Annotated in this window: 14 protein-coding genes and 1 tRNA gene; 9 read left to right on the top strand and 6 right to left on the bottom strand. The window is 67.9% G+C overall.

Going from position 1 to position 12,104, the window contains the following annotated elements; genetic code table 11:
* Positions 1 to 82: 82 nt before the first annotated feature.
* From ABE85_RS13155 to radC, 3 genes are all read right to left on the bottom strand, one after another.
* Positions 83 to 721, bottom strand: coding sequence for a hypothetical protein (locus ABE85_RS13155; RefSeq protein ID WP_067275066.1), 639 nt, complete (start codon positions 719 to 721; stop codon positions 83 to 85).
* 194 nt (positions 722 to 915) lie between these two features.
* Positions 916 to 1,554, bottom strand: coding sequence for a Smr/MutS family protein (locus ABE85_RS13150; protein WP_067275063.1), 639 nt, complete (start codon positions 1,552 to 1,554; stop codon positions 916 to 918).
* Positions 1,551 to 2,225 (bottom strand): RadC family protein, encoded by a 675-nt coding sequence (gene radC / locus ABE85_RS13145; protein WP_067275055.1) that lies wholly within the window; start codon positions 2,223 to 2,225, stop codon positions 1,551 to 1,553. Before radC ends, ABE85_RS13150 begins: the two co-directional genes overlap by 4 nt.
* Positions 2,226 to 2,298: 73 nt before the next feature.
* Between radC and ABE85_RS13140 the strand changes: the two genes are divergently transcribed.
* The 4 genes from ABE85_RS13140 to ABE85_RS13125 all read left to right on the top strand — a co-directional run bounded on the left by ABE85_RS13140 (position 2,299) and on the right by ABE85_RS13125 (position 5,363).
* Entirely contained in the window at positions 2,299 to 2,745 is a 447-nt protein-coding gene (locus tag ABE85_RS13140; RefSeq protein WP_067275053.1) for a peptidylprolyl isomerase, read from the top strand.
* An 8-nt stretch (positions 2,746 to 2,753) separates the two neighbouring features.
* Entirely contained in the window at positions 2,754 to 3,725 is a 972-nt protein-coding gene (ispH, locus tag ABE85_RS13135; RefSeq protein ID WP_067282648.1) for a 4-hydroxy-3-methylbut-2-enyl diphosphate reductase, read from the top strand.
* A gap of 107 nt (positions 3,726 to 3,832) precedes the next feature.
* On the top strand, positions 3,833 to 5,128 hold the full coding sequence (gene serS / locus ABE85_RS13130; RefSeq protein ID WP_067275050.1) for a serine--tRNA ligase: 1,296 nt from the start codon (positions 3,833 to 3,835) through the stop codon (positions 5,126 to 5,128).
* 147 nt (positions 5,129 to 5,275) lie between these two features.
* Positions 5,276 to 5,363 (top strand) — tRNA-Ser (locus tag ABE85_RS13125).
* Positions 5,364 to 5,534: 171 nt separating this feature from the next.
* Here ABE85_RS13125 and ABE85_RS13120 read toward each other — a convergent pair.
* Positions 5,535 to 5,948: a response regulator transcription factor gene (locus tag ABE85_RS13120; protein ID WP_067275045.1), complete on the bottom strand. Its 414-nt coding sequence runs from the start codon at positions 5,946 to 5,948 to the stop codon at positions 5,535 to 5,537.
* Positions 5,949 to 6,152: 204 nt separating this feature from the next.
* On the opposite strand from ABE85_RS13120, the gene ABE85_RS13115 reads away from it, so the two are divergent.
* Entirely contained in the window at positions 6,153 to 6,962 is an 810-nt protein-coding gene (locus tag ABE85_RS13115) for an ABC transporter substrate-binding protein (RefSeq protein ID WP_197507003.1), read from the top strand.
* A 30-nt stretch (positions 6,963 to 6,992) separates the two neighbouring features.
* Here ABE85_RS13115 and ABE85_RS13110 read toward each other — a convergent pair whose 3' ends face one another.
* Positions 6,993 to 7,805, bottom strand: a complete 813-nt coding sequence (locus ABE85_RS13110) for a helix-turn-helix domain-containing protein (RefSeq protein ID WP_082938584.1) — start codon at positions 7,803 to 7,805, stop codon at positions 6,993 to 6,995.
* Positions 7,806 to 7,892: 87 nt separating this feature from the next.
* On the opposite strand from ABE85_RS13110, the gene ABE85_RS13105 reads away from it, so the two are divergent.
* The 4 genes from ABE85_RS13105 (at position 7,893) to ABE85_RS13090 (ending at position 11,109) form a co-directional block, all read left to right on the top strand.
* On the top strand, positions 7,893 to 8,144 hold the full coding sequence (locus ABE85_RS13105; RefSeq protein ID WP_067275041.1) for a hypothetical protein: 252 nt from the start codon (positions 7,893 to 7,895) through the stop codon (positions 8,142 to 8,144).
* Positions 8,145 to 8,208: 64 nt separating this feature from the next.
* Positions 8,209 to 9,606: an FAD-containing oxidoreductase gene (locus ABE85_RS13100; RefSeq protein ID WP_067275038.1), complete on the top strand. Its 1,398-nt coding sequence runs from the start codon at positions 8,209 to 8,211 to the stop codon at positions 9,604 to 9,606.
* 104 nt (positions 9,607 to 9,710) lie between these two features.
* Positions 9,711 to 10,538: a glycosyltransferase gene (locus ABE85_RS13095; RefSeq protein ID WP_067275035.1), complete on the top strand. Its 828-nt coding sequence runs from the start codon at positions 9,711 to 9,713 to the stop codon at positions 10,536 to 10,538.
* A gap of 142 nt (positions 10,539 to 10,680) precedes the next feature.
* Entirely contained in the window at positions 10,681 to 11,109 is a 429-nt protein-coding gene (locus tag ABE85_RS13090; protein ID WP_067275032.1) for a hypothetical protein, read from the top strand.
* Positions 11,110 to 11,157: 48 nt separating this feature from the next.
* On the opposite strand, the gene ABE85_RS13085 is transcribed toward ABE85_RS13090, so the two are convergent.
* The gene (locus ABE85_RS13085) at positions 11,158 to 12,081 is read right to left on the bottom strand and encodes a DMT family transporter (RefSeq protein ID WP_067275030.1); all 924 of its coding nucleotides are present in this window, start codon (positions 12,079 to 12,081) and stop codon (positions 11,158 to 11,160) included.
* Between the last annotated feature and the right edge of the window lie 23 nt (positions 12,082 to 12,104).

The following is a 12,104-nucleotide window of genomic DNA, read 5'->3' as shown; positions in this document are numbered from 1 at the left end:
CGGCACGAAGAAAGACGCCGGCCACGCGATGCGCGTGCCGGCGTTTTTGTCATTTCGGCCTCTGCGCGAGGCCGGCTTGGGGTCAGTCCATGCGGAAGGCGAAATCCTGCTGGAAGCGGTGGTCGCCCGGGCAGACGTAGCGCGACTTCAACGTGCCCTCGATGGCGTTGGAGAACGCTCGGCGGGTGCGGGCGTCCATCGAGCCGCCGAGGGCCTGGAGCTGCACCGAGACGACGCGGCCGCCCTGCACGTCAGCCACGGCGCGGAACAACGCCTCGCCGGTCCAACTCACCGCAGGCATCTCCGGCGCCGCCATCTGCGTGCAGACGGCGCCAGGTGTTTTGATGGCGGTGTCCGGTGGCGCCCTGTTGGGGGTCACGTCTTGCTTCGATCCGGCTTCCGTCACCTCGAAAGGGGTGTTTGTCCGTCCGTCGGTTACCCCAGTGGCAACGATGACCGGCTCCTTCGTCTGGGTGATCTCCACGGGAGGAATCGGCACTTCGACCATGCGAGGGGTCTGGATCGCCGGCTCGGGGATGCGCGGCGGCTCGACAGGCTTGGGCTTGTCCTCGGGTTCGACGATCGTCTTCATCTTGATGAGCGGCGGTGCCTCGACGGCGTGGCGCTGGAAGCCCTTGACCAGTGCGCCCACCATCAGGAGGTGGACGAGCCCGACGAGGACAAGCCCCGTGGTGCGGGCGTTCGGAGCGTGCATCGACATGCGTATTCCCTCCCCATCGAAACGATGGCTGCGTGGTTGCGAAACTCAATTTGTTGAGAACGGTTCTCGACTACGCCGGCATGTCCGCAGACTAGCCACGCGGGCGGGGCGACGCAATCGCGTGTTCCGGAAAACAACGCGCTTCGGGGGAGGGGAAAGCCCGCGTGGGCGAGGACGGGGGAGCGCGGCGACGCTCAGGAGTTGAGCAGGACCATCAACGCGCCGCTGCCGCCATCGCTGGCGCGGGCCTGGACGAAGGCCAGGACTTCTTGTTTCTGAACGAGCCATCGGCGCACGCGCGCCTTGAGCACGGGCTCGCGCCCCGGCGAGCCGTTGCCCTTGCCGTGGACCACGCGCACGCAGCGCAGGCCGCGGCGGGCGCTGTCGTGGATGAAGGTACCCAGCGCCTCGCGCGCCTGATCGCGGCGAAGGCCGTGCAGGTCGATCTGCGCTTGAAGCGACCAGTGGCCGCGTCTGAGCTTGCGCACCGATTCGGCCGAGACCTCGGGTCTGCGGAAGGACAGCGTCTCGTCCGTCTCCAGCAGCGAGTCGACGTCGAAATCGTCTGACAGCGCCTGCTTCCAGGCCATCTGCTCGTCGAGTTCGCGCTGGCGCGGCTCGGGCTCGGGTCTGCCGAGATTCAGGATCACGCGGTTGGTCTCGGGCAGCGGCACGACCTTGCCGACGGTGCGCTCGAAAATGCGGGCTTCCTCGTCGCGCAGCCGCGCAAGCGCGGCCTCGCGCTCGCGGCGCTCTTCCTCCGCGCGTTGGCGGAGCTTCAGTTCTCGGTGCAGCGTCTGCAGGTCTTGCAGGCTGCGCAGTCGGTCGGTCACAGCAGGCCCAGGTCGGTCAACGGTACGGCGTCGCCCGCGCCGACGATGAAGTGATCCAGTACTTTGACATCCACCAGCGCCAACGATTGCAGCATCACGTGGGTGAGCTTGACGTCCTCGGGGGACGGCTTGGTACTGCCGGACGGATGGTTGTGGACCAGGATGACTGCGGCGGCGTTCAACGCCATCGCGCGCTTCACCACCTCGCGGGGATAGGCAATGGTATGGGAAAGGGTGCCATGGAACAGGGTCTCCAGGGCGATCAGCCGATTTTGGATGTCCAGGAACATGACGGCGAAGCATTCATGCTGCATGTCGTCGAACTGCAGTCGCAGGTAGGTGCGAACGGATTCCGCGGATTCGAAGACGGGCTTGTCCTCCAGGGGCTTACGCAGAGAGCGGCGTGCCGCTTCCATGATGACGAGCAACAGGCTGCGCTTGCTTGGCCCCAGGCCCTTGATGCGTTTCAGCGCCGCGTCGTCCGCCCTCATCAGCCCATCGAATCCGCCGGAATGCTTGAGGACCCTGACCGCCAGATCAAGGACGGATTCGCCTGGAAGTCCGGTGCGCAAGACGATGGCAAGCAGCTCGCAGTCGGTCAGCGCGGCGGGCCCCAGGGAAAGCATCCGCTCGCGCGGACGGAGTTCGGGAGGCAGGTCTGAAAGGGGCATGACAGCTCTTGGCGGAAGGACCTTGGCGCTCCAGCCTAAAATCACGCTTCGATTCCCAAAATCCCCCTGACTAGTGACCCTCGTTCAACCAGGATCCTTCCTGACCCTGCATTACCGGCTGAGCGGGCCGGACGGCCAGGACCTGATCAACACTTTCGCCGACAAGCTGCCGGCCACGCTGACGCTGGGCGCCGGCGAGCTGGCGCCCGCGATCGAGGCGCGCCTGGTCGGCCTGGCCGAGGGCACGCACACCCGCGTCGAACTGGCGCCGGGCGAGGCCTTCGGCGAGCGCAACCCTGAGCTGCTGCAGCGCGTGAAGCGCGCGCTGATGCGCCAGCTGGGCGATCCGGACGAGGAGTACCACGTCGGTGACGTCGTGCAGTTCCCGACGCCGGACGGCCAGGGCCAGTACGCCGGCGTGGTGCGTGAGCTGGGGGAGGACTGGTTGCTGTTCGACTTCAATCACCCGTTGGCGGGACAGCCCGTCAGCTTCGAGGTGCAGCTGATCGGGGTGCTGTGATGACGGCGATGGACGTGAACATGAAGGACATCGTGCTGGCCGAGCCGCGCGGCTTCTGCGCCGGCGTGGACCGGGCGATCGAGATCGTCGAGCGCGCGCTGAAGAAGTTCGGCGCGCCGATCTACGTGCGGCACGAGATCGTGCACAACACCTACGTCGTCAATGACCTGAAGGCCAAGGGCGCGATCTTCATCGAGGACCTGGCCGACGTGCCGGCCGGCGCGACGCTGGTGTTCTCGGCTCACGGGGTCAGCCAGGCCGTGCGCAAGGAAGCGCAGGCGCGCGGCTTCCAGATCTTCGACGCGACCTGCCCGCTGGTGACCAAGGTCCACGTCGAGGTCGCCAAGCTGCACCGCGAAGGCTACGAATTCATCATGATCGGCCACAAGGGGCATCCCGAGGTCGAAGGCACGATGGGCCAGCTCAGCGACGGGATCTACCTCGTCGAGGAAGCCTCGGACGTGCCGCACGTGCGGGTCAAGGACCCGAGCCGGTTGGCGGTCGTCACGCAGACGACGCTGAGCGTCGATGACGCGGCCGAGATCCTGCGCGCCGTGAAGAAGCACTTCCCCGAAGTCCGCGAGCCGAAGAAGCAGGACATCTGCTACGCCACGCAGAACCGCCAGGACGCCGTCAAGGTGATGGCGCCGCAGGTGGACGTGGTGGTGGTGGTCGGCAGCCCGACCAGCTCCAACAGCAACCGCCTGCGCGAGCTGGCCGAGCGCCTGGGCACGCCGGCCTACATGGTCGACGCGGCCGAGGACGTCCAGGCCGAATGGCTGGACGGTCGCTCGAAGGTGGGTCTCACGGCGGGGGCCTCGGCGCCGGACGTGCTGGTCCAGGCCGTGATCTCGCGTCTGCGCGAGCTGGGCGCGACGACGGTCCGCACGCTGCCGGGCGTCGAGGAGCACGTGCGCTTCCCGTTGCCGATGGGGCTGGGCGACAAGTCGATGGCCGAGGTCACCAGCGGCCGATCTTGATCGTCGCGCTCCCTCTTCGGAGGGGCGCCCGCTGATCGACATCCCCCATGCCATCGCCGACGTCCCCTGAGCGGGCCGCCGTCGGCGCAGAACACGAAAGAAACACCATGCTGGACATCACCCTGCTGCGCAAGGATCTGGACGCCGTCATCGAGCGCCTCCAACAGCGCAAGAGCCCCCAACCGTTCCTGGACGTCGAGCGCTTCAAGGCGCTGGAGACCGACCGCAAGCAGGTTCAGATCCGCACCGAGGAACTGCAGGCCAAGCGCAACCAGCTGTCCAAGCAGGTCGGCATGTTGAAGGGCAAGGGCGAGGACGCCAGCGCCGTGATGGCGGAGGTCGGCGGCATCGCCGACGAGCTGAAGGCCGGCGCCGAGAAGCTGGACGCGATTCAGGTCGAGCTCAACACGATGCTGATGAGCGTCCCCAACCTGCCCGACACGAGCGTGCCGGCGGGTGCGGACGAGACCGGCAACGTCGAGGTGCGCCGCTGGGGCCAGCCGCGCGAGTTCGACTTCGCGGTCAAGGACCACGTCGACCTCGGTGCTCCGCTGGGCCTGGACTTCGAACTCGGCGCCAAGCTGTCGGGCTCGCGCTTCGCCTTCCTGAAGGGACCAGTGGCTCGCCTGCACCGCGCGCTCGCACAGTTCATGCTCGACATGCAGACGCAGGACCACGGCTACACCGAGTGCTACACGCCCTACATCGTCAACCGCGAGATCCTCGAGGGAACGGGCCAGTTGCCCAAGTTCAAGGAAGACATGTTCTGGGTCCTGCGCGGCGGTGACGACGAGCAGAGCGAGCAGTACCTGATCTCGACCTCGGAGATCTCGTTGACCAACTCGGTCCGCGAGAGCGTCCTCACGGTCGACGAACTGCCGGTCAAGCTCACGGCGCACAGCCCGTGCTTCCGCTCGGAAGCCGGCTCGGCGGGCCGCGACACGCGCGGCATGATCCGCCAGCACCAGTTCGACAAGGTCGAGATGGTGCGCATCGAACAGCCCGAGCACAGCATGGCCGCGCTCGAAGAGATGACCGGCCACGCCGAAGCCGTGCTGCAGAAGCTCGGCCTGCCGTACCGCACCGTGCTGCTGTGTGCCGGCGACATGGGCTTCGGCGCGGTCAAGACCTACGACCTGGAGGTGTGGCTGCCGGCGCAGAACACCTACCGCGAGATCAGCTCGTGCTCGAACATGGGCGCGTTCCAGGCCCGACGCATGCAGGCGCGATTCAAGACCGCGCAAGGCAAGAACGAGCTGGTGCACACGTTGAACGGCTCGGGTCTGGCGGTGGGCCGGACGCTGGTCGCGGTGTTGGAGAACTACCAGCAGGCCGACGGCAGCATCACGGTGCCGGAAGCGCTGCGTCCGTACCTCGGCGGCAAGGACGTGCTGAAGGCCTGAGCCGGCGGCGAGCAAGGGCAGGGCGGTGGCTGCAACCGTCACCGACGCGGTTTTCGCACAAACTCGCGCGGGTTCTTGCCAAGGCCTCAAAAACCTCGCTATACTCTTAGGCTTAGTCGCTAACAACCACAGCGATCACCGAATTCCGGAGAGGTGGCAGAGTGGTTGAATGTACCTGACTCGAAATCAGGCGGACGGAAACGTCTCGGGGGTTCGAATCCCCCCCTCTCCTCCAGAAAAGCGCGTCGAATCAAGTATTCGGCGAGCGATTAGAAAACCCGCCTAGAGCGGGTTTTCTTTTTTCCGCAAGAGATCGACCGAAGCGACCGGGGTTACTTCAGCGGCCTGCTCGCGATTCGCGGGGAATGGCCGGGGAATGGCCGGGGAATGGCCGGGGAATACCGCCTCATCGCATATGCAGCGAACTCAAGCTCATCGGTTGGCTCGCTGCCAGCCGCGGGGCCTCGGCCAGCACGTTCAGGTCGGCGAGGAACTGCTCGAACTCGCGGCCCTTGTCGTAGAAGGCGTTGGCGCCGTTGCGCACGCACAGCGGCCCGTAGATCTCCGACTCGCGGTTGCTGAGGACCAGGATGGTTCCGCCGTAGCCGGCCAGGCGCAACTTGCGCAGCACCTCCAGCCCGGAGCCCGACGCCAGCGCCAGGTCCAGCACGACGACGTGCGGACGCGTCAGCCCGACGGTGCACAGCGCCTCGGCCTCGGTGGCGGCGAGGCCGACGACCGACAGGAAGGGCTGGTCCTTCAGGGCCGCCAACAGGTGTTTGCGGACCAGCGGCGAGTCTTCGACGAGAACGACTTTCATGTATCAATTTTGCACTTTTAAAATTGACAAAACCATGTGGAAAACCGAACGGTTGCGCTATCACGTGACTTTCTCTGGAGGCGGGCGCCCACCAGCCCCCATCCGGGGGGCGTCGCCGGAGGACATGCCTCCCCCGCCTTGTGGCTCCGAGGAGCCAGGCGCACACTGGTCCGAACCCCTACCGAGATGGCTCTCAAAGAGGCAATGAATCCATCCGGCCCGTCCGTCGATCGAGGACCCCGTCGTCGCTCCGTCGTGGGCGGCCTGGCGCTCGCCTGGGGGCCCTCCGTGTGGGGAAGTCCGCGGCCCCGCGTGCTGCGGGCGCTGGTGGAGTCCTGGCCGCCTTACCTGGTGCCCGGCGCGGATGGCAGCGTGCGCGGCCTCGATGCCGAGCTGCTGCAGGCGATCTGCACGCAGGCTGGTTTCGAACTGAACTGGATCCACGGATCGGCGCAGTGGCGCAAGCGGCGATACCGCGAACTGCTGAACGACCAGTTCGACGTGATCTTCTCGGCGACGCCGGTGCCGGGTCGCGAACGGACGGTCATGTACAGCCGGAACTACCGCAACGAGACGTTCATGGTCGCCGCCACGGATCGCCGCGATCCTCGGCTCGACGGGCTGTCGGGATTCGAGCAGGTACTGCAACGCCGCGTTCCGCTGCTGCACGTCGATGCGCTCAGCCTCGGTGCCGACTTCGAGGACTGGCGACCGCGCCTCGCCGAGGCCGGCCTGCTGCTCCCGTACCAGACCACGCGCCAGGGCGTCGACATGCTGAGGCTTGGCCGCGCCCCGCTGATCCTCGGTGACGATCTGGATGTCCAGGCGCAGGCGCGCGTGTCCGGTGTGCGGCTGCTGCGGCAGCCCTTCGGCCACAGCGTGCAGCCCGTGTGCCTGATGCTGAGCCGCCGTCGGCTCGACGAGCGCGATCTCACGCGCATCGACCAGGCGATCCAGGTGCTGGAGCAACGGGGCGCGCTGGCCGCGATCCGACGTCGCCACGGAGCGACTTGAACGGATGCGGCTCCCGCAGCCGCAGGCGCCTCAGAGGTCGGGCCGGTCGACGCCGTACCTGCCCGGCGTCACACCGAAGGTCCGCTTGAACAGCGCGATGAAGGCGCTGACGTTGTCGTAGCCGAGTTCCAGCGCGATCGTCGTCACCGGCTTGCCCGCGGCGAGCAGTTCGAGCCCGCGCAACAGCCGCACACGCTGGCGCCATTCGGTGAAGCTGAAGCCGGTCTCGTCGGCGAAGCGGCGCGTCAACGTGCGCGGCGCGATGCCTGCCCAGCCGGCCCATTCGTCGAGTCGGCGCTCGTCGTCGGGCCTGGCCGACAGCGCGCGGGCGATCTTGAGCAGCCGCGCGTCCGAAGGCATCGGCAGCCCGAGCGCCACGGGCTCAGCCGCAGCGATCTCATCGAGGATCACGCCCGCAAGCCGCGTCTGCGCCGCATCGAGTGCAGTAGCGGTCTCCGGCCACAGGGCGGCCCGTGCGACCGCTTCGCGCAGAAGACCGGAGACAGCCACGATCTGCGGCGCCGCCGGCAACGCCTCGCTGCCCTCGGGGCTGACATAGACGCTCCATCCGGCGAAGGGCCCGTGGGAGCGCAGACCATGCGGGATGTCGGGCGGAATCCACAGCGCATGCGTGGCGGGCACGACCCAGCGGCCGTCGCTCACCTCGACCGTCAGCAGACCCTCGATCGCACCGAGCATCTGCCCGCTCGCGTGCCGATGACGTCGCGTCGAACGGCCTTCGATGGCGGTCTGCTCGACCGCGCGCAGCAGCAGCGTTTCAGCATGGGCGGCAGTCTCGAAGGACTTCGAGCTTCCAGCCGCGATGGCTCGTCGTGGCGTCATCGGACTATCTTATGTCCTCAATGCCGTACCCAGGCCAAGGATGGCTGCCTACGATGCATTCATCCATTCATCACCAGGAGCAGACGCATGAAGGCCCAAGACATGTTGCCCGACGGGCAGAACCAGATCGAACGCAACGGCACCGTGATCCGCAAGGGCACCGTCGGCGCTTTCCTCGTCAACGTGAAGACATGGAGCGATGCGACCGCTGAAGCTGGTCAGCGCGCCGATGCGGAGCACGACATCGTGGAAGCGTTGCCCGCGCTGCGCGAACTGGGGTTGTTCGACGTCCTCGACGTCCGCGACGACCGCCTGCGCGCGTTGCTCGAGGCGCATTGACGCACATTGACGCGCCGCCCGACGGTGGCAGACTCCGCGACGATCCTTCTCCAGGAGTGTTGCCGTGAGTGAATCCCTCGGGTCCCCCGACTCTTTCGACGCCATCGTCATCGGGGCCGGCCAGGCCGGCCCCGCGCTGGCCGAGCGCATGTCCCAGGCCGGCTGGCGCGTCGCGGTCATCGAGCGCTCGCGCGTCGGTGGCACCTGCGTCAACACCGGCTGCATCCCGACCAAGGCGATGGTCGCCAGCGCCCATGCGGCCTGGGTCGTGCGCGAAGCGGCGCGCTGGGGCGTGCGGGTGCCGGCGCAAGTCGGCGTCGACCTCCCCGCCGTTGTCGCACGCAAGGAGCGCATCTCCGGCCAGTCCCGCGAGAACGTCGAGAAGTGGCTGCGCGGCATGCCCCATGTCGAGCTCATCATGGGCCACGCCCGCTTCGAAGACCCGCACACCGTCAGCGTCGGCGGACGACGCCTGCGCGCCGAGCGCTTCTTCATCAACGTCGGCGGTCGCCCGGCGCAGCCCGGCGTCGAGGGCCTGGACAGCGTGCCCTGGCTGACCAACGCGTCCATCATGAAGCTCGAAGAACTGCCCCGGCACCTGGTCGTCGTGGGCGGCAGCTACATCGGACTGGAGTTCGCGCAGATGTTCCGGCGCTTCGGCTCCGAGGTGACCGTCGTTCAGCGCGGTCCGCGGCTCGTGCCGCGCGAGGACGCCGACGTCTCCGAAGCCCTGCGCGGGATCCTGGAGCGCGAAGGCCTCACCATCCGCACCGGCGCCGAATGCGTGAAGCTGGCGCCGGCGGAAGAGGGCGTCGCCGTGCAGGTCAACTGCCAGACCGGCGAGCCCGAAGTCCGCGGCAGCCACGTGCTGATCGCCACCGGCCGCAAACCCAATACCGACGACCTGGGCCTGGACCTGGCCGGCGTGCGTCTGGACGAACGCGGCAACATCGTCGTGGACGACCAGCTGCGCAGCAGCGTGCCGCACATCTGGGCGCTCGGCGACTGCAACGGCCGCGGCGCGTTCACGCACACGTCGTGGAACGACTTCGAGGTCACCGCGGCGAATCTCTTCGACGGCGCGGATCGTGGCGTGGGCGATCGCGTCGTGACCTACGCGCTGTACACCGATCCGCCGCTCGCGCGCATCGGCCTGGGCGAGCAGGAGGTGCGCGCCAGCGGTCGTCCCGCGTTGATCGGCACGCGGCCGATGGCGCGCGTGGGCCGGGCGATCGAGAAGGGCGAGACCGAAGGCTTCATCAAGATCCTCGTCGATGCGGAGTCGAAGGCGATCCTCGGCGCGATGGTGCTCGGCGTCGATGGCGACGAGGCGGTGCAATCGCTGCTCGACGTCATCGCCTCGAAGCGGCCGTACACCGATGTCACCGCCGGCGGCGTGCGCATCCACCCGACGGTGAGCGAACTCCTGCCGACGGTGCTGCAGTCCTTGAAGCCCTTGTGAGCCGCTGCTGAGGCCTCCGTGAGGCCGCCCGGGCATGGCGGGACCGGCGGGTATGGCCCTTGCCATGCGTGTTCACCGCATGGTGCGGTTTCAAGAGGCACGCGATGGACCGCCCTGCACAACGACGCCCCGGCGCGACGCCGACGCTCTCCGCCGTGACGGCGGGGAACCCCGTGCCCTCGCTGCATGTCGTCGAGATCGTCGGCGCCGTGCCGTCGGACGAGACGCCGGAGGAGGCATGCCCGCTCGTGTCCGCATCCGACCGACTCGGCGCCACGCGGCTGGTCGAGCGGCTCGTGCAACGGCACGGGAACGGCGGCAACGTGCGTTTCACCGTCGTCTGTCCCGCTGACGGACCGTACGCGGAACGGTTGCGTGAACTCGGCGCGGAGACGGTGATCGTCGCGATGCCTGACGATCCGCCGTGGCACGCGATCCAGGTGCTCATCGGCCTGATCCGCAACAAGCAGGCCGCCGTGCTGCACGCACATCTGCCGAACGCGCATCGCCTCGCGGGGCTGGCCGGCGGCATCACGCGCACGCCGGTGCTGGCCACGGTGCAGGGCGTGCAGCTGGACATGCCGGATCTGGAAGTGCATCGCCTGATCGCAAGCCAGCTCAGCGTCGTCACGGAAGCGAGCTATTTCCACGCGCTGGGTCTGGGACTGTCGCCGGACCGGATCAGCCTCGATCCCTTCGATGCGGAGGCCGACGACGACACGGGCGTGGACAGTCTCGATGCCATCGGGCAACGGCTGCGAGGTCTCGCGGCGCCGATGGAGTCGCGCGGTGCGGCGCAGGCGCGTGCGCTCGTTCAGCCCCTGGCGCAGGAGGCCGTCTCGCCGGCCACGCCCATCGCGCCGGTCGCGATCCGCGCGGTCCTCGATGAACTCCAGCCTTCGCCCGCACGGCCTGCCGTATTCAACGGGTGATCGGCACATCGCGCGGGCATCGGGATTGCCGGTCTTTCCTTGCAAGGGTGCTGCGACGGTTCGCGATGCGACAGGACGCGATGCGAACCGCGCGGCGGCCCCCGGCAAGACCTTTCAATCCACAGTTCCCAGGAGATCCACCATGAACCCACGTTCCAAGATCACCACCGCGGCAATGGCGATTGCGCTGGCTTCCGGCGTCGGCTTCCTTCACGCCCAGAGCGGCGGCCAGGGCGGCAGCTCCGGCTCCGTCGGCGCGCGCGATCAGACCAGTGATCCGCTGTCCAACAACAACGACCAGGGCAAGGCGCCACCTGCGACGCCGGCCGCCAATCCGAGCACGGGCCAGCCCGCGACGACGAACGATTGGCAGAACAGCCAACCGGCCACCAGCAGCCAGAACAACGGCAACAACCAGACGACGGAACAGCGTCAGGACCCGAACGTCCGCACGCAGACCGATCCGATGCCGATGAGCGCGCCGAGCGCCGGCACGTCGTCGACGGACTCGTCGACGATGAGCACCGAGAGCACGGACACCACGCTGCCGGCTCGCGCTGACCGCAACTGATCCCGCTGTCATCACTGAGGAAGGCGGCCCGCGTGGCCGCCTTTTTCGTCAGCGCGTCCTGCGCGCCAGCCACACGCCGATCGCGACCAGCGCCATGCCGGCCATCGCGAGGCCGCTGAGCGTCTCGCCGAACAGCGCCCAGGCGATCAACGCGGTCGTCGGCGGCGTCAGGTAGAACAGGCTGGCGACGTTCACGGCGCTGCCGCGGCGGATCAGCACATTCAGCAGGCTGACCGCGCCCAGCGACAACACCAGCACCAGCCACGCCAGCGCGAAGACGAACTGACCGGTCCAGTGGACGTCCATGGTCTCGGTCATCGCGGCGATCGCGGCGGTGACGAGCAGGCTCGGCACGAACTGGATGATCGAGCCGGTGCGCAGGTCGAAGGAAGGACAGAACTTCTTCTGGTAGAGCGTGCCGGCGGTAATGCCGATCAAGGCGATGACGGCGGGCAGCAGCATCGTCAGCAACGCGTTGCCCGGAACGGCCGCGATCTTCTGCGCGACGACGAGGCCGACGCCGAGGAAGCCCAGCGCCAGGCCCAGCCACTGCATGCGGTCGATGCGCTCGCCGAGGAACGCGCGCGCGCCGAGCGCCGTGACCAGCGGCTGCAAGCCGACGACCAGGGCGGTGATGCCCGCCGGCAATCCATGCGAGATCGCCGTGAACACGCCGCCCAGATACACGCCGTGCACCAGCAGGCCGGTCACCGCGATGTGCCCGCACGCGGCCATCGAGCGAGGCCAGGGCGCGCGCAACACCAGCACCACCGGCAACATCAGCGCGATCACCGCGGCGTAGCGCCACGAGAGGAAGGTCAGCGGCTCCGCGTCCGGCAGGCCGAACTTCGCGCCGATGAAGCCGGTGCTCCAGACGGCGACGAAGAGCAGCGGCAGCAGGCCGCCGGCGCCGCGCGCGGGTGGGGCGGGAAGCTTGGACGACGGTGATGACGAGGCAGGCGGCGGGCTCATGGGGCCCGATGCTAACGAGGCCG

This window comes from Mitsuaria sp. 7 (assembly GCF_001653795.1).
Lineage (GTDB): Bacteria > Pseudomonadota > Gammaproteobacteria > Burkholderiales > Burkholderiaceae_C > Roseateles.
This window is presented reverse-complemented; position numbering and strand designations above follow the sequence as displayed.

What these genes read in the sequence shown, in the direction of transcription:
- ABE85_RS13095 (WP_067275035.1), top strand. Translation starts at nt 9,711, where the DNA reads ATGGACCGCCCTGCACAACGACGCCCCGGCGCGACGCCGACGCTCTCC.
- ABE85_RS13110 (WP_082938584.1), bottom strand. Translation starts at nt 7,805, where the DNA reads ATGACGCCACGACGAGCCATCGCGGCTGGAAGCTCGAAGTCCTTCGAG.
- ABE85_RS13085 (WP_067275030.1), bottom strand. Translation starts at nt 12,081, where the DNA reads ATGAGCCCGCCGCCTGCCTCGTCATCACCGTCGTCCAAGCTTCCCGCC.
- ABE85_RS13090 (WP_067275032.1), top strand. Translation starts at nt 10,681, where the DNA reads ATGAACCCACGTTCCAAGATCACCACCGCGGCAATGGCGATTGCGCTG.
- radC (WP_067275055.1), bottom strand. Translation starts at nt 2,225, where the DNA reads ATGCCCCTTTCAGACCTGCCTCCCGAACTCCGTCCGCGCGAGCGGATG.
- ABE85_RS13155 (WP_067275066.1), bottom strand. Translation starts at nt 721, where the DNA reads ATGTCGATGCACGCTCCGAACGCCCGCACCACGGGGCTTGTCCTCGTC.
- ABE85_RS13115 (WP_197507003.1), top strand. Translation starts at nt 6,153, where the DNA reads ATGAATCCATCCGGCCCGTCCGTCGATCGAGGACCCCGTCGTCGCTCC.
- ABE85_RS13105 (WP_067275041.1), top strand. Translation starts at nt 7,893, where the DNA reads ATGAAGGCCCAAGACATGTTGCCCGACGGGCAGAACCAGATCGAACGC.
- ispH (WP_067282648.1), top strand. Translation starts at nt 2,754, where the DNA reads ATGGACGTGAACATGAAGGACATCGTGCTGGCCGAGCCGCGCGGCTTC.
- ABE85_RS13120 (WP_067275045.1), bottom strand. Translation starts at nt 5,948, where the DNA reads ATGAAAGTCGTTCTCGTCGAAGACTCGCCGCTGGTCCGCAAACACCTG.
- serS (WP_067275050.1), top strand. Translation starts at nt 3,833, where the DNA reads ATGCTGGACATCACCCTGCTGCGCAAGGATCTGGACGCCGTCATCGAG.